The following is a 23,583-nucleotide window of genomic DNA, read 5'->3' as shown; positions in this document are numbered from 1 at the left end:
CGCCCCGGCGGGCGCCCGCCCGTCAGACCAGGCGGGACGTCCAGAGCAGGCTCAGCCCTGCCGCGCAGAGCGCGAAGAGCAGCGCGATCCCCGCGTACCACTGGGTGATCTCCCGGGCCTCGGTCCGGAACCCGATCGAGCTGCCCATGTCCTGGTAGACCTGCTTCAGCTCGTTGACCGAGGCCGCCTCGTAGAAGAAGCCCTGCGTCGTCTCGGCGAGTTCGGCCAGGGCCAGTCGGTCGACCGGCACCCGCTGCACCTGGCCACCGATGTCGACCTGGCCGGAGTCGGTGCCGAACGCGATGGTCGAGACCGGCACGTTCGCCGCCTGCGCCGCCGCACCGGCCTCCTCGATCGAGCGCCCCGAGGTGCGGTAGCCGTCCGAGAGCAGCACGATCCGTGCCGGCGGGATGCCCTGGGCGCCGTCCGCCGGCACCGACCGGATCGCCTCCAGGCAGGTGAAGACGGCCTCGCCGGTCGCGGTCGCCTCGGCCAGCACCAGTCCGTCGATGGCCTGGGTCACCGCCGGGCGGTCCTTGCCCGGCGGCACCAGCACGTTGGCCGACTTGGCGAAGGCGACCAGCCCGAGGTTGTAGGTCGGCGGCAGCTCCGCGACGAACTGCTTCGCCGCCTCCTGGGCCGCCTCCAGCCGGTTCGGTGCCACGTCGTCGGCCTCCATCGACAGCGACACGTCGATCGCCAGCATGATGGTGGCCCGCTCCAGCGGCTCCTTGGTGTCGACCGCCGGCCGGGCCATCCCGGTGGCCAGGATCAGCAGGCTGAGCAGCATCACCCCGGCCGCGGCGTGCCGGCGCCAGCCGATCCCCTTCGGCACGAGGGTGCGCAGCAACTCGACGTTGGTGAACCGCATCGCGTACGTGCGGCGGTGCAGTTGCCGCCAGACGTACGCCCCGGCGAGCAGCAGCACGGGCAGCACGGCCAGCAGCCACCACGGTTGCAGAAAACGGATCATCGTGTCGTCCCCCGGGTACGGGCGTGCCGCTGCGCTGCGACGAAGCGCACCATGTCCAGCAGCCAGTCGGAGTCGGTACGCAGCCGCAGGTGCGCCGCTCCGGCGGCCCGCAGCTGGTGGGCGATCGCGGCACGCTGGGCGGCCGCCGCGGCGGCGTAGCGGCGCCGCAACCGTGGGTCGGCGGTCTGCACCTCGTGCAGCTCACCCGTCTCGGGGTCGACGACGGGCAGCACCCCGACGTCCGGCAGCTCCAGTTCACGCGGGTCGACCACCTCGACGGCGAGCACCTCGTGCCGGACCCCGAGCTTGCGTACCGGGCGTCCCCACTGCTCCGGCGGGGCCAGGAAATCGGAGATCACCACGGCCATCCCGCGCCGCCGGGGCGGACGGTTGAGCGCGTCCACCAGCAGACCGAGGTCGGTACGCCCCGGCCGGGTCGGCGTGCCGGCAATGGTCCGGAGCAGACCCTGTGCCTCCTTGCGGCCCGGCCGGGCCGGCAGCCGCAGCACCCCCGGTGGCGTGGACGGGGATCCGGTCCGGCCGTCCCGGGGCGGGCCGGTGCCGATCACCGCGCCGATCCGGTTGCCACCCCGCACGGTCAGGTGGGTGATCGCCGCCGCCGCCGCGATCACGAGTTCCCGCTTGAGCCAGCGGCCGGTGCCGAAGTCGAGGCTGGCCGACAGGTCCACCGCCAGCCAGGTCTCCAGTTCCCGGTCGACCACCGTGCGCCGGACGTGCGGCACAGTCGTCCGGGCCGTCACCGGCCAGTCCATCCGGCGTACGTCGTCGCCGGGGCGGTATTCCCGGGACTCCCCCGCCTCGGTGCCGGGCCCCGGCAGCAGGCCGAGGTAGTCGCCCTGGAGCAGCCCGTCGAGTTTGCGGGTGACCAGCAACTGCAACCGGGAGAGTACGGCGTCGGCCCGGGCCGGACCGCTGTCGGTCGCCGACATCATGCCGGCGGGCGCCCGGGCCACGCCGGGCCGGCCGCCGGTACCCCGGACGCGGGCCCGAGGGCGGGTCCGGAACCGTTCGGCGGGGCGGGGGTGGCGTTCTGCCGGGGCGCGACCGAGGGCAGCGGGATGGTGGACATCACCCGGTCGACGACATGGTCGGCCGGGATGTTGTCGGCCAGCGCGTCGTAGCTGAGCACCAGCCGGTGCCGGAGGATGTCCGGGGCGATGTCCTGGACGTCCTGCGGCAGCGCGTAGTCCCGGCCGCGCATCAGCGCGAGCGCCCGGGTGGCCCGGACGATGCCGAGCGAGGCGCGCGGGCTGGCGCCGTACTGGATGAGCTGCGCCACGTCCGGCATCCCGTGCTCGGCCGGTGCGCGGGTGGCCAGCACCAGGCGTACGGCGTAGTCGACCAGGGCGTTGTGCACGAAGACCTTGTCGGCCTTCTGTTGCAGCCCGACGAGTTCCAGCGGGGTGAAGACCGACGCCGGCTCGGGGGCGCTGACCCCCATCCGGTAGACGATCTCGCGCTCCTCGGCGTCGGTGGGATAGCCGACGATGATCTTCATCAGGAAGCGGTCCCGCTGCGCCTCGGGCAGCGGATAGACGCCCTCCTGCTCGATCGGGTTCTGGGTGGCCATCACCAGGAACGGGTTCGGCACCCGGTGGGTCTGCCCGCCGATCGACACCTGCTGCTCGGACATCACCTCGAGCAGCGCCGACTGCACCTTGGCCGGTGCCCGGTTGATCTCGTCGGCGAGCAGGAAGTTCACGAAGACCGGTCCGAGCTCGACGTCGAACTTCTCGCTCGACTGCCGGTAGATCCGGGTGCCGACGATGTCCGCGGGGACCAGGTCCGGGGTGAACTGCACCCGGGCGAACGTACCGCCGACCACCCGGGCCAGGGTCTCCACCGCGAGCGTCTTGGCCACCCCCGGCACCCCTTCGAGCAGGCAGTGCCCGCGGGCCAGCAGGGCGACGAACATCCGCTCCACCATCCGGTCCTGCCCGACGATGACCCGCTTGACCTCGAAGAGGGCTCGCTCGAGCAGGGTGGCGTCCTCGGCCGGGGTGCTGCCCACAGTGGGGACGGCACCGCCGACGTCGGGCGGGGTCGGGGTGTCGGGCGTCGTCGGCTGGGCCACCGGTCCTCCACAGCGGGGTCAGGGAATCAGGGGTCGGCGCGAGCCGACGCCCCCAAGCGTCGCACGTCGAGCGGAGAGGCCGCGAAGGGAGAACCGGATTTGCGGTTCCGTCCCGCGCATTTGCGCCTCGCCGAGGCGCGCAATCCGGAAAACGGTCGATGGTGGGTAGACATAGAGGGGTTTTCTCTGTGTACGATGCAGCGAATCGCCGGGCGGCTCCCCCCGTGGCCGCCCGGCGATCTCTTCCTCCGGGCCCTCCTCCGGCGCCGTAGACCGGGCCCTCCTCCGGCGCCGTAGACTCGCCGCCGTGAGTGACGGGTCCGCAGCCGCGAGCGGTGGCTCTCCACCGGCAGACAACCCGCCCCGGATCTGCTCGGCCCGGGGCTGCCGGGCAGCGGCCGTCTGGGCGTTGCACTGGAACAATCCCCGGCTGCACACCGCGCAGCGGCGCAAGACCTGGCTCGCCTGTGCCGAGCACCGGCGCTCGCTCGGCGACTTCCTCGGCGCGCGCGGGTTCCTTCGCGAGGTAACACCGGCCGAGGGATCGCCTACGCTCGACACGTGACCGAGCGAGGCGGCGACCGAAGCGAGCACGGCAGCGCGGACCGAAGCGAGCACGGCGAGGACGACCGAAGCGCGCGCGGCAGCGCGGACCGAAGCGCGCACGGCGCAGCGTCGACCGGTGAGCCGACGGCCGGACGGCCCACAGCCGGGCCGACCGACCCGCTGGAGCCGTGGCCGGAGACCGTGCACTGGCAGCCGGTTTCCACCGACCTGATCAAGGTGGAGGCACTGCGGCTCGGGATCGGCATGCTGGCCCTCGCCGCCGGCGCCGGAGTCGGCCTCGCGCTCACCGGTCACTGGTTCTTCGGCCTCGCGCTCGGCGCGGTGGTCGTGCTGACCGTCTGGCGGCTGGCGGTGATCGTCCGGGCCGTCCGGGCCTGGGGGTACGCCGAGCGCGACCACGACCTGCTGGTCCGGCACGGCCTGCTGGTCCGGCGGCTGTCGATCGTGCCGTACGCCCGGATGCAGTTCGTCGACGTCACCGCCGGGCCCCTGGAGCGGGCCTTCGACCTGGCCACCGTGCAACTGCACACCGCCGCCGCCGCGAGCGACGCCCGGGTGCCCGGCCTGCGTCCGGCCGAGGCGTCCCGGCTGCGCGACCGGCTCACCGCCCTCGGCGAGGACCGGGCGGAGGGTCTATGACCCCCGAGGAGGTCGCCGAGCCCCGGCAGCGGCTGCACCCGTTGAGTCCACTGCTGCACGGGGCGAAGTCACTGGTGGTGATCGTCGCCGCGCTCTCCTGGTCGACCCTGTCCCGGGTCGGCCTCGGCTTCTTCGCCCTACTGGTGGCGGTACTGCTGATCGGCGCCCTCGCGCTCTCGGTGGTCAGTTGGTACAACACCGGCTACCACATCGTCGGGCGGGAGCTGCGGATCCACGAGGGGCTGCTGTGGCGGCGTACCCGGGCGATCCCGCTGGAGCGGTTGCAGTCGGTGGAGGTGGTCCGGCCGCTGCTGGCCCAGCTCAGCGGGCTGGCCGAGCTGCGGCTGGAGGTGGTCGGCGGCGGCAAGACGGAGGCGCCGCTGGCGTACGTCACGGTGGCCGACGCGGTGGCGCTGCGGGAACGCCTGCTGGTGCTGGCCGGCCGGGCGCCGTCCGGCCCGACCGGGGCGCCCGTCGAGGCCGCCGGCCCCGGCACCGTACCGCCCGGGCAGCCCGGTGCGCCGTGGCCGGGTCAGCCCGGCGTACCCGGCCTTCCGGGGCTGGTCGGCACCGCCGAGCCACCGGCCGGCCGGCACCTGCACGCGGTGTCCAACCGCGACCTGCTGGTCAGCCAGCTCCTCACCCCGCAGGCGTTCCTGTTGCCGTTCGGTCTCGCCTTCGTGCTGACCCAGTTCTTCACCGAGGGCTCCTGGTCGTTCATCGCGGTCGCCAGCACCCTCACCGCGATGGCCGGGGTGGTGCTCCAGCCGATCCGGCGGGTACTGGACGACTGGAGTTTCCGGCTGGCCCGCGACGACGCCGCGCTGCGGGTCCGGCACGGCCTGCTGGAGACCCGGGCCCAGACCGTACCGCTGGACCGGCTCCAGGCGATCGGGGTCACCTGGCCGCTGCTCTGGCGGATGAAGGGGTGGCTGCGGATGCGGCTGTCGGTCGCCGGGATCGCCAGTGGTGAACTGGACGACCGGAGCCACCCGGACCGACTGCTGCCGGTCGGTGACCTGAGCACGGCACAGATGATCATGTCGGAGATCCTGCCCGGGGTGGCGATCACCGGCACCCTCACCCCGCCGCCGGCCCGGGCCCGCTGGGTGCACCCGCTGGCCCGTACCGCGCTCGGCGCCGGACTCTCCGCCCGGGTCTTCGCGGTCCGCTCCGGACTGCTGACCCGGGAACTCCTCGTCGTGCCGTACGCCCGGATCCAGAGCGTACGGGTGGTGCAGGGTCCGCTCCAGCGCCGGCTGCGACTGGCCACCGTCTACGCGGACACGGCCGGCGGGCCCGGCGCGGCAGCCCGGGACCGGGACCTGTACGAGGCGTGGGCGCTGGCGGCGGAACTGACCGTCCGGGCCCGGGCCGCCCGGGTCAGCGACCCGCGCTGACCGTCCGCTCCGGCGCCGGCCCCGACTCCGGCCCGCTGTCGGTGCCTGCCCCGGCCCCGGTACCTCTCCCGGCCTTCGGGGCGCTGTCGACGTCCGGCCCGGGCTCCCCGGCCGGCCCGGTGCCGGCCTCGGCGGTCACCGCCCCGGCCGGTTCCGGCTCGACCTGCCGGCGGCGGGCCTTGCGCGCCGCCCACCAGCGCTCGGCGAGCCCGACGACCAGGAAGGTCAAACCCACGTACGCCCAGCCGACCAGTACGTCGATCACGTAGTGCTCGCCCGCGTAGACCAGGGTGAAGGTCATCGCCAGCGGATAGCAGAGCAGCAGGGGCCACCAGCGTCGCCGGGTCGCGCCGAGGAAGAAGACCACCACGAAGAGCGCCCAGGCGGTGTGCAGCGACGGCATCGCGGCGACCGGGTTGGAGGCGATCTGACCGGCGTTGAGCAGGTTGCCGGCGCCGTGCATGCCGAACTCCCGCCATCCCCGGGTGGAGATCCGGGCGACCTCCTCCAGCATCCCGTACTGCGCGGCCCACCAGGGCGGCGCGGCCGGGTAGAGGAAGTAGGTCACCAGGCCGCTGGCGCAGAGGAAGCCCCAGCGCCGCATGAACGCCGCCCAGCGGGGTCGCGAGGTCAGCCAGAGCACCACCGCCGCGGCCAGGGTGACCACGAAGTGCGAGAAGTAGACCCAGCTCACCCCGACGTCCCACCAGTGGATGCCGTCCGGGTCGTAGAGGTGCTGTTGCAGCCAGACCGTCGGCACCTGGCCGTCCATCGCCCAGCCGAACATCCACCGGTCGGTGACGATCAGCTCGTAGGCGTGCGGTGTCGCCCCGTTGTCCGCGAACCCCCGGGAGAGGTTGTACGCGGCCAGCAGCACCACCACCGGCAGCCAGTCCCGGGCGAATCCCAGGTGCGTCCGCCAGGGCCGGTCACTGCGCCAGGCGATGGTGGCGGCCCAGAGCCAGGCGAAGGCGTACAGCGGGTCGGTGGGCAGGCCGATCAGCAGCCAGGCGGCGACGAAGGCCACCGCCCAGACGGACATGGCGACGAACCGGCGGCGGCGCCGGCCGTCCGGAGCCGCCGGACCGGGCGGCGGCACGGGTGGGGTGTCGGTGACGGTAACGAGCATCGCCGTCCAGGTTAACGGCGCCGGTACGGCGGACTGCGGGAGGGACGACGGCGCGCTCCACGGCGCCGGCCCGGCCCGCCCCGGGTTCATCCGGCGACGGGCTGACCGCGACTAACAACTCGCTTGCTAGCGTAGCAACTCGGTTGCTAGTGTCCCGGCCATGTCCGTTTCCCGGATCCTGCTCGGTCTTCTCGAACCGCATTCCCAACACGGCTACGTGCTGCGCCGCCGCTACGACGAGTGGTTCGGCAACAGCCGTCCGCTCAAGTCGGCGCAGGTCTACGCCACCCTCGGCCGGCTGGACCGGGACGGGTTGATCGACCTGGCCGGCGTGGCCAGCGGGGTCGGCCCGGACCGCCGGGTCTACGCCATCACCGAGGCGGGCGTCGGCGAACTCGACCGCTGGCTCGACGAGCCGGAGGTGCCCGAGGTGACCGGCAGCCGCCGAGTGCTCTTCGCCAAGGTGCTGATCGCGCTCTCCAGCGGCCGGCCCGCCGAGCCGATGCTCGACCGGCAACGCCAGGCGCACCTGGCCCGGATGCGCGAGCTGCGCGCCCAGCGGCAGGCCGGAGACCTGCTCACGCAGCTCGACGCCGACTTCGAGATGTACCACCTGGACGCCGATCTCAAGTGGATCGACGGCGCCGTCGCCCGGCTCGCCCGGCTGGCCGCGCTGCTATCCCGCGTCGACGACGCGGAGAAGGAGCCCCGATGACATCCCAGGGCAGCACGATGACCCTCCAGGGCCGTGACCTGGCCATCCGGTTCGGCCGGACCGTCGCGCTCGACGGCGCCGACGTGACGATCTCCCCCGGCGAGATCGTCGCCATCATGGGGCCGTCCGGCTCCGGCAAGTCGACCCTGCTGCACGTGCTCGCCGGCATCCTCCGCCCCGAGCAGGGCGAGGTACGCCTCGACACACAGCGGATCGACAACCTCTCCGACAGCCGGCGCAGCAGCCTCCGGCTCCGGTCGTTCGGCTTCGTGCTCCAGTTCGGCGACCTGGTGCCGGAGCTGTCCCTGCGGGAGAACGTCGAGCTGCCGTTGCGGCTGCTCGGCAGGCCGCGGGCCGAGGCCCGGCGCCGGGGTGCCGAACTGCTCGGACACCTGGCCGTGGCCGAACTGGCCGACCGCCGCCCGGGGCAGGTCTCCGGCGGCGAGGCGCAGCGCGCCGCCGTCGCCCGGGCACTGGCGCACCGGCCGTCGGTGATCTTCGCCGACGAGCCGACCGGGGCGCTGGACAGCGCGGCCGGCGAAGTGGTGCTGGACGCGCTGACCGGGCTGGCCCGCAAGGAGGGCAGCGCGGTCGTGATGGTCACCCACGAGGCCCGGGTGGCGGCGTACGCGGACCGCACGGTCTTCCTTCGCGACGGGCGGGTAGCCGCATGAGGCGGTGGATCTGGCTCGGACTGAGGCTGTCGATCGGCTCCGGGCGGGGCGGGCTGCTGCGTACCGCGCTGATGTCGTCCGGGGCGGCGCTCGGCGTACTGCTGGTGCTGGCATCGCTGGCCACGGTCTCGGTCGCCGGGGCGCAGCACGGGCGGGCCGAGGCACGCACGCCGGTACGGGAGGAGAAACCGGCCAGCCCGTCGGCGCTGCGGATCTACGACATCGAGGACGCGGTCGGCGGCCGGGTGCTCCGGCGTACCGCCGTGGTGGGCGCCACCGCGACCAGCCCGCGCCCACCCGGAGTGGCCGTGCTGCCCGCGCCCGGGGAGATGGTGGTCTCGCCGGCCCTGCGCGACCTGCTCGCCACCGACCCCCGAGCGGCCGGGCGCCTCCCGCAGCGGGTGGTCGGCACGGTCGGCCCGGCCGGGCTGCTCGCCCCGGACGAACTGCTGGCCTACGTCGGCGCCCCACCGGCAGCGGTGCCGGAGGAGGATCGGATGCTCGACGAGCACTGGCCGGTCACCGGCTTCGGCCATGCCCTGGAGTACGCCCTCGGGGAGGGCGCCGGACCGGACGTCTTCACCCCGGCCCGGATCCTGGCCAACGCCTTCGGGCTCTTCGTGCTGGTCCCGTTCGGGGTCTTCCTGGCCACCTGCGCCCGGCTCTCCGCCTCCACCCGGGACCGCCGGATCGCCGCCCTGCGGCTGCTCGGCGTCTCGGCCCGGCAGGCGACCCTGGTCAACGCGGTGGAGACCGGGGTGGTCACCCTCGGCGGCGGGCTGCTCGGGCTGGCCGGCTTCGCGATCCTCGCCCCGCTGTCGGAGGGCTGGCGGATCGGCCGGCTGCGCTGGTACGCCGCCGACCTCGCCGTACCGGTGCCGGTGATCGTCGGCATGCTCGCGATGACCGTGGCGTACGCGGTCATCATCGGCGTACTCGCCACCCGGCCGGCCCGGGTCGACCCGCTGGCGGTACGCCGGGACGCGCCCGGCCGCCGGCCCGGCGTCTGGCGGGTACTCCCGCTGCTGGCCGGGCTCGCCGGAGCGGTGCTGGCCGGCTGGACCGGCCGGCACGAACCCCACCAGTCCGACGCCCTGCTCTTCGCCGGCTCGATGCTGCTCATCGGGCTGGCCCTACCGCTGGCCCTGCCCACCCTCGGGTACGCCGCCGCCGCGCTGGTGACCCGGCTGCCGGGTACCCCGGTCTGGCTGGAACTGGCCGCCGCCCGGCTGCGGCACGCCCCCGGGGTGGCACCCCGGCTGGTCGCCGCCTTCACCGTGATGATCTACGTGGCCGGGATGGGTTCGCTCGGCGTCAGCCTGGTCGTCGACGTCCGCGACCTCGGCGCGGCCGACGACCCGGGCGGACCCCGGATGTACTCGGTCCGCGGCCCGGGGCCGATCCCGGCCGCCGAACTGCGGCAGGTCCCCGGCGTGCAGGTCGTCGACCTGGCCAGCCTGCCGGCGACCGTCTCCGGCGAGCAGGGCTATCTGATCGTCGGCGACTGCGCGGACTTCACCGGCATGTTCAGGCTCGACACCGGGGAATCCTGCGTGGACGGCCGGGTTTACCGGCTGGTGCACGAGCACTGGTTCGGCGGGCCACCGCTACCGGAGCCGGGCGGTGAGGTGATCGCGCGGGGCGGCGCCCGGATCCCGGTGCCGGAGCAGATCCTGCACACCGGAATGCGGTTCGACATAGGGATGGGTGGCACGATGCTGGTCACCCGGCAGGCGCCGGTCGCCGCCACGCTGAACGTCCCGGCGTCCTCCTCGATGCAGTTGGTGGCGAGCGACCCGGCCACCGCCGACCGGGCCGCCCAGGTGCTGGCCGCCCGGGCGCCGAGCCACTATCTCGGCGGCGACCTCGGCGCCCGGCGCGGCTTCGACACGGAACTCCTGGTGACACTGCTGGTCACCGGGCTCACCGTGACCTTCGTGCTCGGCGTCGGGGCGTTCGCCGCCGCCGCGATCGACCGCACGGTGGAGCGGCGCCGGGACAACGCCACGCTGGCCGTGGTCGGCACCAGCCCGCGCACCATCACCGCCGGAGAGGTCGGGTTCGGCACCCTGCCGCTGGTGATCGGGCTCGGCCTGGCCAGCCTGGCGACGGTCACCCTCGCGGCCGTCCTCGCCGGCCTGCTCGACCTGGACGTGGGGCGGGTGTTCGACCGGGTCGCCCCGGCGCTCTGGCTGGCTGGCGGGGCGCTGGCGGTCGGGCTGGTGCTGATCGCCGTACCGGCCTGGCTGACGCAGCGGATCACCGCCGAACAGCTCCGCCGGCCCTGACCGGGGCGAGGCCATCGGGGACAGCCGGTATCCGGGGCGACGCTTCGGCCCCGGATACCGGCTGGGTCGCCGTTATGGGCGGGCCACCGGCACCGTGCCGGCAAGACCCGCCAGGGCTACGGTGGCCACTCCAGTCACTTCGCGGACGGCGCTGCCCCGTCGGTCGCGGATCGCTCGGGCGGAGTTGACGGTGCCTGTCGCGCGGACTGTCGAGCTGCCCCGCATGTGCACCCGCCCGACCCAGGCGGTCGTCCCGGCCGACCACGGCGTTCGTTGTTATGGGCGGGCCGCCGGCACCGCACCGACGAAGACCCGCCAGGCGTACGGGTCGAAGCGCAGCACCGGCCCGGCCGGGTCCTTGCTGTCCCGCACCGCCACCATCCCGGGCAGGTTGCCGGCGACCTCCACGCAGTTGCCGCCAGTACCGTTGCTCCGGCTGCTCTTCCGCCACCGCGCCCCGGTCAGTTCCATCGCTCCGCCACCTCTGAAATCAACTCGATCGACTGCTCGTGCGGCAGGGCCACGCTGCGGATCGCCTCCCACGCCTGGTGCAGCGCGCCGACGTCCTCCGGCTGGTCGAGGACCATGCCCCGGCGGGAGTTGTCCAGGAACGCGACGTCGTCGCCCTCCTGCGGAGTGGCGATGGTGAATGGCCCGTTCAGCCCAGCGTACGCGCCGGCCGAGGCCGGCACGACCTGCACGCGGACCCGGGGATGCTCGGCGCAGACCCGGACGATCGCGAGCAACTGCTCACGCATCACGGCCGGGCCGCCGACCGCACGGTGCAGCACGCCCTCGTCGATGACCGCGAAGAGATGCGGCGCCGGCTCCCGGGAGAGCACCTGCTGCCGGTCCAGCCGGGCGATGACCTGCTCGGCCACCTCCTCCGGAGTGAGCAGCGCGCCGCCGGCGAGCACGGCTCTGGCGTAGTCCTCGGTCTGCAACAGGCCCGGCACCACCAACGGCTCGTAGCAGCGCAGGATCACCGCCTCCTGTTCCAGGTTGGCCCAGTGCTGGAACCAGGGCAGCACCGCCGCCTCCTGGCCGGCCGCCCGGAGAATCCGCTCCAGCAGTCCGCCAGTGTTCAACACCTGCTCGCAGCGGAGCGTGAAGTCGCGGCTGGGCCGCCGCTCGCACAGCTCGATCTTGGCGATCAGCGCCGCCGAGTACTTGATCCGCTCGCTCAGCCCCTGCTGCGACAGTTCCGCCCCGGCCCGCGCCCGGCGCAACTCCTCGGCGTAGATGACCAGTGCCGTCGACCGTCCCACGTCCGTCTCTCCCTCTGCTCAGGCCAACCCCGTCGTGTCCTCGCCTCCGTATGCAGCGGCACCTACGCCTCCGATCGATGCCGACGGAGCCTGAGGGTAGCGGGATCGTCACGGCACGAGAACCACCTGGCCGCGTACGGTCTCGACGGTCCGGGGAGTGGGCCGGCTGTGGACTATCCGATAGCCGTACGGCGTGTCGTCGCGTGTCGGCAACGGCGGTCGGCGGAACATCTACGCTTTGCTGATGGATCAGGAACACCCGGCCGAACAGTCGCCGGAGTCAGCGTCGGACGATTCGACGCAACCGCAGGTCAGCGCAGCCGCGTCGGGGCCGCAGAGCGTATTTCCGCCGGGCCTGACCGCCCGGGTCGAGCTGACCGTCAGCGACGTCGACACCGCGCAGGCGGTCGGCTCCGGCGACGTGCCGGTGCTGGGCACGCCCCGGGTGCTGGCGCTGGCCGAGGCGGCCACCGTCGCCGCCACCGCGAGCCGGCTGCCGGCCGGGATGACCACGGTCGGGATGCGGGTGGAACTCGACCACCGGGTGCCGACCCCGGTCGGCCGGACCGCCGTGGCGCAGGCCCGGCTCGCCAAGGTCGACGGGCGGCGGCTGCTCTTCGAGGTGGCCGTCACCGAGGGCGCGACGACGGTGGCCGAGGGGCGGGTGGAGCGGGTGCTGGTGGACCGGCACCGCTTCGTCGAGCGGGCCCAGGGCACGGCATGACCGCCACCGTGGGTGTCGCCTTCACCGAGATCGCCGACCGGGTGTACGTGCTGCGCCAGCCGCTGCTCGACGTCAACGTGACCCTGGTGGTCGGCGACGGCGCGGCGATGGTGGTGGACACCCTCTCCACCGCCGGCCAGGCAGCCGAACTGCTCTCCGCCGTCCGGGGGCTCACCGCCGACCCGCTGGTCGTGGTCAACACGCACCACCACTTCGACCACTGCTTCGGCAACGCCGCACTGGCCGCCGCCGGCCCGGTGCCGATCTACGCCCACTCCGAGGCCGCCCGGCTGCTGCGCGATCAGCCCGCCCTGGTGCGCCGGCAGGCGTACGACGAGGTGCTGCCGGCCGACCCCGGGCTCGCCGCCGAGCTGGCCCGGACCACGATCCTCGCCCCCACCCACCCGGTACGCCAGGAGGCCACGGTCGACGTCGGCGGCCGGGCGGTGCTGCTGCGCCACCTCGGCCGGGGGCACACCGAGGGTGACCTGGTGGTGCAGGTGCCGGACGCCGACGTGCTGGTCGCCGGTGACCTGATCGAGCAGAGCGGCCCGCCGGCCTTCGAGGACGCCTTCCCACTGGAGTGGGTGGAGACGGTCGCCGCGCTGCTCCGCTGCCTCAACCCTGGCACGGTGGTGGTGCCGGGCCATGGCACGGTGGTCGACACCGAATTCGTCCGGGTCCAGCACGACGACCTGGCCACCATGAGCTGGCTGATCCGCAACGGCGACGCCGACCGGGCCCCCGCCGAACGGGTCGCCCAGCGCACGCCGTTCGGCCCGGAGGCCGGCCTCGCCGCCGTCCAGCGCGGCTACGCCGAACTGCGCGGCGACGCCTAGCAGCCCGACGTTCGAGGCACGGGTGACCGAGGAGGGTGGCCGGCGGCTGTTACGCAGCGCGGCCACCCCGCAGTGGGCCACCTTCCTGGAGTTGCTGCTCGATCTGGTCTTCGTCTTCGCGCCCACCCGGATCTCGGCGCGGTTGATCGCGGACTTCACCTGCGACCAGCGCGGCGTACTGGCCGGCCTGGACGCGCGGCGCTCGTACGGCGAGCCGGTGGAGGGACCGGCGCCACCGGTCTAGTGCCCGGTGGCGTGGTGGCCGGCGGGGCGGGTCAGCGGGGGAAGCGGCGGGCGACCTGCGCCCGGGTCGGCATCGAGACCGCGCCGCCCGGGGACTCGCAGACCAGCCCGGCGACCTGGAGCGCGTAGCCGACCCGGTCAGACCAGCCGGCCGGGTCCGCCGGGAGGCCGTCGGCGAGCAGGTCGGCGATCAGGGCCGCCATCACCGAGTCACCCGCACCGGTCGCGTCGACGGCGTCCACCACCGGCGCCGGCAGGCGTACTCCAGCGGTGTCGGCGGCGGTCGAGACCAGCGCGCCGCGCGGACCGAGGGTGACCACGACGGTCCCGGCGCCGAGGTCGTGCAGCCGCCCGGCGGCGGCCTCGGCGGAGGCGTCGCCGTAGAGCACCTCGGCGTCGGCCACACTCAGCTTGACCAGGTCGGCGGAGGCGACGAACTCGGCCACCACGTCCCGGAGCCCGGCCACCGCGGCCTGGTCCGGCAGCAGCCGGGGCCGCACGTTCGGGTCGAAGACCCGCAGGCCGGTGGTGAGCGTCCAGGCCCGCCGGGCGGCGGCCAGCACCGGCGGGCAGAGCAGCACGATCGAGCCGGCATAGAACACCGAGGCGCCCTCGACCAGGGGTACGTCGAGATCGTCCGGCCCGAGCAGCCCGTAGGAGAGCGGTTCGCCGTAGAACCGGAAGTCGGGTTCCGCCCCGGCGAAGGTGGCCACGGCCAGCGCGGTGGGCACGGGGCGGACCACCACGCCCCGCCGGCCCACCCCGGCGACGGCCAGGAAGTCGGCGATCCGCCCGGCGAGTACGTCGTCGCCGAGCGAGCCGGCGAACTCCACCTCCGCGCCGAGCCGGGCCGCCCCGACGGCCACGTTCAGCGGGGCCCCGCCGATCGCCTGCCGGTAGACGGGCTGCCCGTCGTGCTCGCCGTCCAGCAGGTCGACGAGGGCCTCGCCCAGCACCACCGCGTATCCCATCCGAACCCTCCCGCACCGCACCGCATCGCACCGGCCGAGTCCGGTGTTCCCCCTGACCCTGGCACACCGGCGGTTCCGTCGAGCCCACCGGGCTGACTCGGCCGCGGCTCCCGCCCGGAGAGCATGATCTGCGACGGTGGACCGGACGGATCGGCCGGACGTCCGACCCGGTGGCCAGCCGTTCCGCCGGGAAACATTTCATCGAGAGATTCCTATTGCCTCGGGCCGGGTTCCGTGATGCGATTGCCCGTACCGAGCCAGTGCGGGGGCTGACGCGCTGTGCCGGGTGCCGGCAAGGGGCCACGCGAAGGGCACACATCCGTGATCGGACTGTGCGCCGTGTCGCCCGTCTGCCGTCCGGCAGATACCAGCCCACCACCTCTGGCGGGGCGGACCGGCGATACCGCAACCAGTGTCGGAAGCGGGCGCCCGCCGTGTCGCGGGTCCCCCGCAGATCGTCCGCAGCGTCGGTTACCAGCTGCGACACTGAACCTTTTCAAGCCGAACAGCGCGGCGAGTGCGCCCGTTTTCCACCTACGGCCGCCATGGACCGCAAGGGGAGGTTGCCGAAGGTTCACTGCCCCCAGAAGGAGAACTCGGTGAAACGTCTACGCAGGATCGCGGTACTCGGTGCCGTGGCCGCGCTCACCGCCGGTGTCATCACGGTGGTCAATCCCACTCCGGTCACCGCGCACGGTGCCGCCATGGCACCGGGCAGCCGTACCTTCCTCTGCTGGAAGGACGGGCTCAGCCCGCAGGGCGACATCAGGCCGAACAACCCGGCCTGTGCGGCCGCGGTGGCGCAGAGCGGGGCCAACTCGCTCTACAACTGGTTCAGCGTGCTGCGCTCGGACGCGGCGGGCCGGACCACCGGCTTCGTACCGGACGGGCAGCTCTGCAGCGGCGGCAACAGCAGCTTCAGCGGCTACAACCTGGCCCGCAACGACTGGCCGCTGACCCACCTGACCGCCGGTGGCAACTTCAACTTCAAGTACAGCAACTGGGCACACCACCCCGGCACGTTCTACTTCTACGTGACCCGGGACGGCTTCAGCCCGACCCAGGCACTGAGCTGGGGCGACCTGGAGTCCACGCCGTTCCTGACGGTGACCAACCCGCCGCAGCAGGGCGCGGTCGGCAGCAACGAGGGCCACTACTACTTCAGCGGGCGGCTGCCGACCGGCAAGAGCGGCCGGCACATCATCTACTCCCGCTGGGTCCGCTCGGACAGCGCCGAGAACTTCTTCGGCTGCTCCGACGTGGTCTTCGACGGCGGCAACGGCGAGGTCACCGGGGCCGGCCCGGGCGGCAGCAACCCGACCAACCCGCCGACCGGCAACCCGACCAACCCGCCGACCAACAACCCGGGCACCGGCGCCTGCACCGCGACGTACCGGTCGACCGGTAGCTGGAGCGGTGGCTTCCAGGCCGAGGTGACGGTCCGGAACAGCGGCACCGCCACGCTGGGCGGCTGGACGGCCGGCTGGACCTGGGCGAACGGCGAGACCATCGGCAGCCTGTGGAACGGCACGCACACCCAGAGCGGCAGTACGGTGACCGTCCGGAACGTCGCTCACAACGGCAGCCTCGCCCCCGGTGCGAGCGCCACCTTCGGTTTCGTGGGCAGCGGCAACACCAGCGGTGCCCCGACGCTGGCCTGCACCAGCTCGTAACCACCACCGCACCACGCAACGGGCCCGGCGTCGGCGGCGCCGGGCCCGTTCGCTCTCCGCTCCGGGAGTCGACCGGGTGGTCAGCGCACCATCGAGCCGACCACCGGCTTGGTCAGCAGGGCCGACTGGTTGCGCTGGATGCCCGGGTCCAGGGTGCGGGCCACGAAGATCGCGTGCCAGACACAGAAGATCAGCACGGTCCAGATCTTGCGAGAGTGGTCGGCCTCGCCCCGCTTGTGCTCGTCGAGCAGCCGCATCGCGTACGACAGGTCGAGCAGGTCACCGGCGCCGGAGATCGAGAAGATGTGCCGGGCCCAGTCGTACATCTCGCCGGCCAGCCAGACCCGGGTCGGGGTCGGGAAGCCCAGCTTGCGCCGGTTGACGATGGCCGGCGGCACCACGCCCTGCAACGCCTGCCGCATCGCGTACTTCGTCGCGTCGGAGCGGGGCGGCAGTTTCAGGTCCACCGGGATGCCGGCGGCGACCTCGAACACCTCCCGGTCGAGGAACGGCACCCGCACCTCCAGCGAGTGCGCCATCGAGATCCGGTCCGCCTTGACCAGGATGTCGCCGCGCAGCCAGGTGTAGAGGTCGACGTACTGCATCTTGGTCACGTCGTCCAGCTCGGTGCACTCGGCGTAGATCGGCGCGGTGACGTCGGTGTAGCGCACCCCCGGGTCGTACCGGCGGAGCAGCTTCTGCTTCTCCTCCTCGGTGAACATCCGGGCGTTGCCGTAGTAGCGCTCCTCGATCGGGGTGGTGCCGCGCTCCAGGAAGCTCTTGCCCTTGACCCCCTGCGGGATCGCCTTGGAGACCGCGCGCAGGCCCTTCTGCACCCCGCCGGGCAGCCCGTTGACCGCGCCGAGCGAGAGCGGCTCCCGGTAGATCGTGTACCCGCCGAAGAACTCGTCGGCACCCTCGCCGGAGAGCACCACCGTGACGTGCTCGGCGGCCTTCTTGGCGACGAAGTAGAGCGGCACCAGGGCCGGGTCGGCGACCGGGTCGTCCAGGTGCCAGACGATCTTCGGCAGCGCCTCCATCATGTCCCGGGGGCCGATCTTGGTCGGGATGGTGGTGACCCCGAGGTGCCGGGCCGAGTCCTGGGCCACCTCGATCTCGGAGTAACCGGGCACGTCGTACCCGACGGTGAAGGTGAGGATGTTGGGGTTGAACTCCCGGGCCAGCGCCACCACGGCGGTCGAGTCGATGCCGCTGGAGAGGAAGCAGCCGACCGGCACGTCGGCCCGCATGTGCATCCGGACACTCTCCCGCAGCGTCTCCCGGATCCGGTCGTAGAGCTTCTGCGGCTCCTGCACCGGTGCGGGCCGGAACACCGGCCGGTACCAGCGGCGCACCTCGATCTGCCGGCCCGGGCTCCAGGTGAGGTATTCCCCCGAGCCGATCCGGTTGATGCCCTGGTGCAGGGTGCCGGGCTCGGGGACGTACTGCAACGTCAGGTAGTGCGACAGGTTCGCGGTGTCCACCCCGGCGTCCCCGGCGTGCGCCGACGGCGCGAACGGCAGCAGCGCCTTCTTCTCCGAGGCGAGGTAGACCCCGTCCCGGGTCTGGAGGTAGTGCAGCGGCTTGATCCCGAAGTAGTCCCGGGCACCGAAGGCGCGGCGCTGCTGGCGGTCCCAGATCACGAACGCGAACATCCCGCGCAGCCGGGTGAGCACCTGCTCTCCCCAGTAGTGGAAGCCGGCGACGATCACCTCGCCGTCGCCGGCGGTGGCGAACTGGGCGCCGTAGTCCCGGGCCAGCTCCTCGCGCAGCTCGATGTAGTTGTAGATCTCGCCGTTGAAGGTCAGCAGGTAGCGGCCACCCGCGTACGGCAGCGGCTCGTGGCTGAGCGCCACGTCGATGATCGAGAGCCGCTTGTGCGCGAAGACGGCGTCGGTGTACCCGTCCGGGGTGGAAATCACCTCTACACCGGTCTCGTCCGGTCCCCGGTGGTGCAGGCATTCCAACGCACCGGCCAGGGCGTCTCGATGTGCGCCGGCGTTGCCGTGCGCGCTGAAGAAGGCCAGGAGTCCGCACATGGCGGTCATCTTTCCACGCGGACCCGCCCGCTGTGCCGGCACCGCCACCGAGAACGACCCGTCCAGGCACGGTACGGTCGGGGCACGCCAGAAGCGCAGATCAGGTCAGCCGGACGAGGGACCGGGTCGCCGGCCGGCGGGGAATCGGATCGATCCCCCGGCCGCGCGCCGATCACCCTCGCGCGGAACGGGCCGGACGAGGGAGGAGCGGCGATGTCAGACGAGCGCACCGACATCACGGCGGAGCCGGCCGAGGTGGACGGGACCCGGACCGAGTCACACGACCCGGACTTTCCGGAGAAGTTCCTTGAGTTCATGCGGCAGGGCTGGCGGGACACTACCCTGCCGGTCGGTCCCCGCCCCGAGGTACCCAACCACGCCAAGCGGCGGGCGGCGCTCTCGGCCGCGCTCCCCGGCGAGACCCTGGTGATCCCGACCGGCCCGGAGAAGGTACGTGCCAACGACACCGCCCACCGGTTCCGCCCCGGCAGCGACTTCGTCTATCTGACCGGCGACCACGACCCGGGCAGCGTGCTGGTGATGCGCCCGAACGGCTCCGGCCACGACGCGGTGCTCTACATGCGTCCCCGGTCGTCCCGGGAGAGCGACGAGTTCTTCCGCAGCCGGGACGGCGAACTCTGGGTAGGCCGCCGGCACACCCTGGCCGAGAAGGCGACCGAGCTGGGCATCGAGACCGCGCCCCTGGCCGACCTGCCGGCGGCGCTGGCCGACTGCGCCCCCGGGCGGACCCGGGTGCTACGCGGGCTGGACCGGGCGGTGGACGGTGCGGTGCGGCCGTACGAGCCGCCGAAGAGCGGAGCGGCCGAGGACTCCGAGCCCCCGCTGGGCCGGGACCGCGAGCTGGCCGCGCTGCTGTCGGAGCAGAAGCTGGTCAAGGACGAGTGGGAGATCGCCCAGCTCCAGGAGGCGATCGACGCCACCGTACGCGGGTTCGAGGACGTCGCCCGGGTGCTGCCGGCCGACCGACCGGTCAGCGAGCGGCTGCTGGAGGGGGTCTTCGGGCTGCGGGCCCGGCACGACGGCTACGACGTCGGCTACAACTCGATCGTCGGCTCCGGCGAGCACGCCACGATCCTGCACTGGATCCACAACACCGGCATCACCCGCCCGGGTGAGCTGCTGCTGATGGACATGGGCGTGGAGGGGCGGCACCTCTACACCGCGGACGTGACCCGGGTGCTGCCGGTCTCCGGCACCTTCTCCCCGCTGCAACGCCAGGTCTACGACATCGTGTACGCGGCCCAGCAGGCCGGCATCGACTTCATCCGGCCCGGGGTGACCTTCAAGGACGTGCACCGGACCTGCATGCGGGTGCTCGCCGAGGGGCTCGCCGAGCTGGGCCTGCTGCCGGTCGGCGTCGACGAGGCGATGGACGAGACGTCGATGGTCTACCGCCGGTGGACGCTGCACGGCTTCGGGCACATGCTCGGGCTCGACGTGCACGACTGCGCCAACGCGCGCAAGGAGAGCTACCGGGACGGCACCCTCGGCGAGGGGTACGTGCTGACCGTCGAGCCGGGGCTCTACTTCCAGCCCGAGGACGACCTGGTCCCTGCGGAGCTGCGCGGGATCGGCATCCGGATCGAGGACGACGTACTGGTGACGGCGGACGGCGCGGTCAACCTCTCGGCGGGGCTGCCCCGGCGGGCCGACGAGGTGGAGGCGTGGCTGGCGGCCCAGCGCGCCGCCGGATTCCGGCTGCCGGGCTGACCCGAGCCGGCGTGCGTCGCCGGCCGGGCACCTCCCCGGCCGGCGACGCGCCGGTACGAAGAATCCCTCGATCGTTTCACGTTCGCTGCGGGCAAACCCCGACGGTACGATGGCGCTGCGTCGTCGCACCTGGACAGCAGGAGAGGTGTGGTGCCCGGAAACAGCCTCGGCGAGCCGCCCCGCGCACCGACCAAGAGTGTGCTCAGACTGGTGTTCGCGCTCGCCGGGGTGGTCGCCTTCGTCTGTGGCTACATCGGGCTCTATCAGCACATCAACCGGATCGGCGGGTACGGCGACAACCCGTACGACCTGATCTACTACGACCTCCAGCTCTTCGTACTCGGCTCTCCGCCGCTGGACGAGGGTGGGCCGTTTCCGCCGCTGTTGGACTTCGCCCGGTTCGCGGCACCGGCCGTCACCGCGTACGCCGTGGTGGAGGCCTGCCGGCTGCTCTTCGCCACCGAGCTGCGCCGGCTGCGCGACCGCAACGCCCGGGGGCACGTCATCGTCTGCGGCGACGGCCTGGTGGCGGACACCCTGGCCCGCCGGCTCCAGGCCGCCGGTCACCGGGTGGTGGCGGTCCGCTCCGACGACACGACGCCGTCCGGCACCGGCCGGGTGGCCCGGGCCGCCCGCGACCCGAACGTGCTGCGCGGCGCCGGCATCGGGCGGGCCAAGGCGGTCTACGCCTGCACCGACGACAGCGCGACCAACGCCGCGATCGGGCTGGCCGCCGCCCGGCACGGCCGGTCCCCACTGGCGGTGTACGCCCAGGTCGCCGACCCCGAACTCTGTCTCGCCCTCCAGGCCCGGCACCTGGGGCTGGCCCGGCACCCCGGTGCCCGGCTGGACTTCTTCAACATCGACGACCTGGCCGCCCGGAAGCTCTTCGCCGAGGATCCGCTGACCGCGGTGGACGGCCGGCCGCCCCGGGTGGTGGTGCTCGGCGCCACCGCGTTCGGCCGGGCGGTACTCGTCGAGCTGGCCCGGCGGTGGCGGGTACGCGACCCGCACGGCGCCCGGCTGGTCCCGCTGGTCCTGGTCGACGAGGCGGCGACCGAGGCGGCGGCCCAACTCACCCACCGCTATCCGTTCCTGTCCCGGGTCTGCCGGATCATCCCGCTCGACGGCGGCCTCCCTGAGCTGCTCGGCCAGCTTCCCCGGGCCGGCTTCCCGCTCCCACCGGACCGGGTCTTCATCTGCTACGACGACGAGGAGCGGGCGTTGAAGACCGCGCTCACCGCCGAGCAGCTCTGGCACGGCGGGCCCGGCTCGATGGTGGTCCGGCTGGACCGGCTGGCCAACCTGCGGGAGGCGTTCGGCAGCGGGCACGGCCTCGGCGTCCTCGACGACCTCTCCGGCGCGCTCCGGCTCTACGGCGTGGTGCACGCCGCCTGCGACCCGGCGCTGATCGGAGACGACCTGGTCGAACGGCTGGCCCGGGTGATCCACGAGAGTTACGTGGTGGCCCGGCGCCGGCACGGTGATCGGCCCGGCGGCAATCCCGCCCTGGTGCCCTGGGAGGAGTTGCCGGAGTCGCTGCGCCGGGCCAACCGGGCCCAGGCCAAGGACATCGGCCGGAAACTGCGTGAGTTGGGCTGCGCCCTGTCGCCCCGGGTCGGGCCGGGCGACGAGCACGCCCTGGAGGAACCGGAGATCGAACGGCTGGCCGTCCTGGAGCACCAGCGCTGGCTGGCGGAGCAGGTGGCGAGCGGGTGGCGGTACGCGCCACACCGCGACGACGAGCGACGACTGCATCCGGCATTGAGCCCCTGGGAGGATCTACGGCAAGATCTCCGGGAGCGTAACCACGAGGCGGTCCGGGAACTTCCGGTCATCCTGGCCGACGCGGGCTTTCGGATCGTCCGCGTCGGGCACGCGTAACCACGAACGGACGGTGCTGGATGGCCCGCATCGGTGTCACCGGGCACGTAGTGCTCGCCGACGGCACGGCGGAGCTGGTCTACGCCCGGCTGGCCGAGGAGCTTCGCCCGTACGCCGGGCCGGAGCTGCACGGCATCACCTGCCTCGCCGACGGCGCCGACCAGCTCTTCGCCCGGGCGGTACTGGCCAGCGGCGGGAGCTACGAGGCGGTGATCCCGGCCCGGGACTACCGGCAGCGGGCGGTACGGGCGCACAACCTGTCCGCCTTCGACGAGCTGCTGTGCCGGGCCACCTCGGTGTCGTACATGCCGTTTCCGCGCTCCGGGCGGGAGGCGTACCTGGCGGCGAGCCTGGAGATGCTGCGCCGGTGCGAGCGGCTCTTCGCGGTCTGGGACGGCAACCCGTCGGCGGACGTCGGGGACACCGCGGACGTGGTCCGGGCGGCGCAGTCCCGGAACCTCCCGGTGACCGTGCTCTGGCCGGCCGGCGCCCGCCGCCGCTGACCGGTGGGCGGCGAGGCCCGTCAGCGGCGACTGACGGCGTCGTTGCCGGTGAGCAGGGCGCGGGCCAGCGGGGTGAGCGTGTGGTGGGCGGCCTTGCCGTGCCGGGTGGTGCGCAGCAGCCCGGCGTCGCGGAGCACGCTGGCATGCTGCGACGCGGACGGGGTACTGATGCCGGCCCGGCGGGCCAGGTCGGTGGTGTTCGCCCCGACCAGGGCGGCCCGGAGCACCGCCGCCCGGGAGCGCCCGAGCAGCGCGGTCAGCGGATCGCCGGTGGCCGCCGCGGCGCCGAGCGCGTACGCCGGAACCGGCCGGTGCCCGGGGGCACGACCGCCCGGGGTGCGGGGCCGGCGTACCGGATAGGCCAGCACGACCGAGTCCGGTTGACCGCCGATCCAGAGCTTCCGGGCGAAGACCGACGGCACCAGCAGCAGGCCGGCGCCGTTCGGCCGCAGGTCCAGGTCGACGGCGGAGGTCACCGAGAGCACCGGGTTACGCCATGCCGCCCACGGGTCGAACATCGCCAGCAGCGCCTCCACCCCGCCGGTGGCTAGGGCACGGCTGCGCTCGTTGACGTCGAGCCGGACCACCGACTCCCAGGACGCCAGTTCGGCGGCGACCCGGCGGTCGTAGTAGCCGCGAACCGCCGCCGCAAGGCTCCGGGCCCGGCGTGCCGAGCTGGTGAGCAGCCAGGCGAGCGCGCCCTCCAGGGTCCGGTCCTCGGAGAGCGGGGCGAGCAGGTCGGCCGAACCGGCCCGGGAGACCGGGACCGGCGTCGACCTGCGCCGGCCGCCCGGGCCGACACCGGTCGACTCGGCCAGCTCGCGCAGCCAGCCGGCGAGTTCCGGTCCGGCGAGCGGATCGGCCGGGCCGTCGGCCGGCGCTCCGGCGAGGCTGACGACGACCTCGTACAGCGGGAGGGGCACGGGTGCGATCCGGGTCCGGGCGATGTCCTCGGGGCCCAACCAGATCCGGATCATCACCACCTCCACGCCTCGGCCGAGCCGCACCGGCCGGCTGTTGTCTGCTGACGAGACGCGATCACCTCGCCGCCCAGTTGTCGGCTCTCCGGACGGTTTGGACCCAGTCAAAAGCATTGCCGGCACGGGCTGATCGGCTCGTAACTGGGAGGCAGGAGCCGGCCGGTGATGGCCCGGTCCGGCCGGACGGACGACCGTCGCGCCCGGCGAGGTCACGCCGTCCGGTGCTCGCGGTGCGGCGCCGATGTAAA

General features: G+C 73.3%; 22 protein-coding genes. 13 read left to right on the top strand and 9 right to left on the bottom strand.

Annotation, left to right across the window (positions count from 1 at the left end; genetic code table 11):
• Positions 1-22: 22 nt before the first annotated feature.
• From ACQEVC_RS21565 to ACQEVC_RS21555, 3 genes are read right to left on the bottom strand one after another with little or no spacing between them, the layout of a single operon-like run.
• Positions 23-973 (bottom strand): VWA domain-containing protein, encoded by a 951-nt coding sequence (locus tag ACQEVC_RS21565; protein WP_432880302.1) that lies wholly within the window; start codon positions 971-973, stop codon positions 23-25.
• Complete coding sequence (locus ACQEVC_RS21560; protein WP_432880300.1) at positions 970-1,947, bottom strand: DUF58 domain-containing protein; 978 nt, start codon at positions 1,945-1,947, stop codon at positions 970-972. The genes ACQEVC_RS21565 and ACQEVC_RS21560 overlap by 4 nt, the downstream gene beginning before the upstream one ends.
• Positions 1,923-3,068, bottom strand: coding sequence for an AAA family ATPase (locus ACQEVC_RS21555; protein WP_432880297.1), 1,146 nt, complete (start codon positions 3,066-3,068; stop codon positions 1,923-1,925). The genes ACQEVC_RS21560 and ACQEVC_RS21555 overlap by 25 nt, the downstream gene beginning before the upstream one ends.
• 307 nt (positions 3,069-3,375) lie before the next feature.
• Here ACQEVC_RS21555 and ACQEVC_RS21550 point away from each other — a divergent pair, with 307 nt between their 5' ends.
• The 3 genes from ACQEVC_RS21550 to ACQEVC_RS21540 all read left to right on the top strand — a co-directional run bounded on the left by ACQEVC_RS21550 (position 3,376) and on the right by ACQEVC_RS21540 (position 5,674).
• Complete coding sequence (locus ACQEVC_RS21550) at positions 3,376-3,633, top strand: hypothetical protein (protein ID WP_432880294.1); 258 nt, start codon at positions 3,376-3,378, stop codon at positions 3,631-3,633.
• Positions 3,634-3,794: 161 nt separating this feature from the next.
• Entirely contained in the window at positions 3,795-4,274 is a 480-nt protein-coding gene (locus ACQEVC_RS21545; protein WP_432891608.1) for a PH domain-containing protein, read from the top strand.
• On the top strand, positions 4,271-5,674 hold the full coding sequence (locus tag ACQEVC_RS21540) for a PH domain-containing protein (protein WP_432880292.1): 1,404 nt from the start codon (positions 4,271-4,273) through the stop codon (positions 5,672-5,674). Before ACQEVC_RS21545 ends, ACQEVC_RS21540 begins: the two co-directional genes overlap by 4 nt.
• Here the strand turns inward: ACQEVC_RS21540 and ACQEVC_RS21535 are convergent.
• On the bottom strand, positions 5,658-6,803 hold the full coding sequence (locus ACQEVC_RS21535; RefSeq protein ID WP_432880289.1) for a phosphatase PAP2 family protein: 1,146 nt from the start codon (positions 6,801-6,803) through the stop codon (positions 5,658-5,660). The two genes, ACQEVC_RS21540 and ACQEVC_RS21535, sit on opposite strands and share 17 nt — an antisense overlap.
• A 160-nt stretch (positions 6,804-6,963) precedes the next feature.
• On the opposite strand from ACQEVC_RS21535, the gene ACQEVC_RS21530 reads away from it, so the two are divergent.
• Genes ACQEVC_RS21530 through ACQEVC_RS21520 form a run of 3 tightly spaced genes read left to right on the top strand, consistent with a single transcriptional unit; the run spans position 6,964 to position 10,480 of the window.
• On the top strand, positions 6,964-7,518 hold the full coding sequence (locus ACQEVC_RS21530) for a PadR family transcriptional regulator (RefSeq protein ID WP_432880286.1): 555 nt from the start codon (positions 6,964-6,966) through the stop codon (positions 7,516-7,518).
• Positions 7,515-8,192: an ABC transporter ATP-binding protein gene (locus ACQEVC_RS21525; protein WP_432880284.1), complete on the top strand. Its 678-nt coding sequence runs from the start codon at positions 7,515-7,517 to the stop codon at positions 8,190-8,192. Before ACQEVC_RS21530 ends, ACQEVC_RS21525 begins: the two co-directional genes overlap by 4 nt.
• Positions 8,189-10,480: an FtsX-like permease family protein gene (locus ACQEVC_RS21520; RefSeq protein WP_432880282.1), complete on the top strand. Its 2,292-nt coding sequence runs from the start codon at positions 8,189-8,191 to the stop codon at positions 10,478-10,480. Before ACQEVC_RS21525 ends, ACQEVC_RS21520 begins: the two co-directional genes overlap by 4 nt.
• 276 nt (positions 10,481-10,756) lie before the next feature.
• On the opposite strand, the gene ACQEVC_RS21515 is transcribed toward ACQEVC_RS21520, so the two are convergent.
• Together ACQEVC_RS21515 and ACQEVC_RS21510 are read right to left on the bottom strand one after the other, a co-directional pair.
• Entirely contained in the window at positions 10,757-10,951 is a 195-nt protein-coding gene (locus tag ACQEVC_RS21515) for a DUF397 domain-containing protein (protein ID WP_432880279.1), read from the bottom strand.
• Entirely contained in the window at positions 10,942-11,748 is an 807-nt protein-coding gene (locus ACQEVC_RS21510) for a helix-turn-helix domain-containing protein (RefSeq protein WP_432880277.1), read from the bottom strand. Before ACQEVC_RS21510 ends, ACQEVC_RS21515 begins: the two co-directional genes overlap by 10 nt.
• 244 nt (positions 11,749-11,992) lie before the next feature.
• Here ACQEVC_RS21510 and ACQEVC_RS21505 point away from each other — a divergent pair, with 244 nt between their 5' ends.
• Genes ACQEVC_RS21505 through ACQEVC_RS21495 form a run of 3 tightly spaced genes read left to right on the top strand, consistent with a single transcriptional unit; the run spans position 11,993 to position 13,555 of the window.
• Positions 11,993-12,472, top strand: coding sequence for a thioesterase family protein (locus ACQEVC_RS21505; protein WP_432880274.1), 480 nt, complete (start codon positions 11,993-11,995; stop codon positions 12,470-12,472).
• Positions 12,473-12,480: 8 nt separating this feature from the next.
• Positions 12,481-13,311, top strand: coding sequence for an MBL fold metallo-hydrolase (locus ACQEVC_RS21500; RefSeq protein WP_432891606.1), 831 nt, complete (start codon positions 12,481-12,483; stop codon positions 13,309-13,311).
• A 22-nt stretch (positions 13,312-13,333) separates the two neighbouring features.
• A complete protein-coding gene (locus ACQEVC_RS21495; RefSeq protein ID WP_432880272.1) occupies positions 13,334-13,555 on the top strand; it encodes a hypothetical protein in 222 nt (73 codons plus the stop codon).
• Between the two features lie 31 nt (positions 13,556-13,586).
• Here ACQEVC_RS21495 and ACQEVC_RS21490 read toward each other — a convergent pair whose 3' ends face one another.
• Positions 13,587-14,525, bottom strand: a complete 939-nt coding sequence (locus ACQEVC_RS21490; protein WP_432880269.1) for a PfkB family carbohydrate kinase — start codon at positions 14,523-14,525, stop codon at positions 13,587-13,589.
• A gap of 545 nt (positions 14,526-15,070) precedes the next feature.
• On the opposite strand from ACQEVC_RS21490, the gene ACQEVC_RS21485 reads away from it, so the two are divergent.
• Positions 15,071-16,198, top strand: a complete 1,128-nt coding sequence (locus ACQEVC_RS21485; RefSeq protein WP_432880265.1) for a lytic polysaccharide monooxygenase auxiliary activity family 9 protein — start codon at positions 15,071-15,073, stop codon at positions 16,196-16,198.
• 80 nt (positions 16,199-16,278) lie between these two features.
• Here ACQEVC_RS21485 and asnB read toward each other — a convergent pair whose 3' ends face one another.
• Positions 16,279-18,237, bottom strand: coding sequence for an asparagine synthase (glutamine-hydrolyzing) (gene asnB / locus ACQEVC_RS21480; protein ID WP_318399334.1), 1,959 nt, complete (start codon positions 18,235-18,237; stop codon positions 16,279-16,281).
• A gap of 213 nt (positions 18,238-18,450) precedes the next feature.
• On the opposite strand from asnB, the gene ACQEVC_RS21475 reads away from it, so the two are divergent.
• The 3 genes from ACQEVC_RS21475 (at position 18,451) to ACQEVC_RS21465 (ending at position 22,355) form a co-directional block, all read left to right on the top strand.
• Positions 18,451-19,968, top strand: a complete 1,518-nt coding sequence (locus ACQEVC_RS21475) for an aminopeptidase P family protein (protein WP_432880262.1) — start codon at positions 18,451-18,453, stop codon at positions 19,966-19,968.
• A gap of 150 nt (positions 19,969-20,118) precedes the next feature.
• Positions 20,119-21,852: a RyR domain-containing protein gene (locus ACQEVC_RS21470; protein WP_432880260.1), complete on the top strand. Its 1,734-nt coding sequence runs from the start codon at positions 20,119-20,121 to the stop codon at positions 21,850-21,852.
• A gap of 20 nt (positions 21,853-21,872) precedes the next feature.
• Complete coding sequence (locus ACQEVC_RS21465) at positions 21,873-22,355, top strand: hypothetical protein (protein ID WP_432880258.1); 483 nt, start codon at positions 21,873-21,875, stop codon at positions 22,353-22,355.
• 20 nt (positions 22,356-22,375) lie between these two features.
• On the opposite strand, the gene ACQEVC_RS21460 is transcribed toward ACQEVC_RS21465, so the two are convergent.
• Positions 22,376-23,332 (bottom strand): ArsR/SmtB family transcription factor, encoded by a 957-nt coding sequence (locus ACQEVC_RS21460; protein ID WP_432880255.1) that lies wholly within the window; start codon positions 23,330-23,332, stop codon positions 22,376-22,378.
• Between the last annotated feature and the right edge of the window lie 251 nt (positions 23,333-23,583).

Origin of the sequence: Plantactinospora sp. CA-294935, from assembly GCF_050936445.1 — a bacterium.
Taxonomy (GTDB): Bacteria; Actinomycetota; Actinomycetes; order Mycobacteriales; family Micromonosporaceae; genus Plantactinospora.
This window is presented reverse-complemented; position numbering and strand designations above follow the sequence as displayed.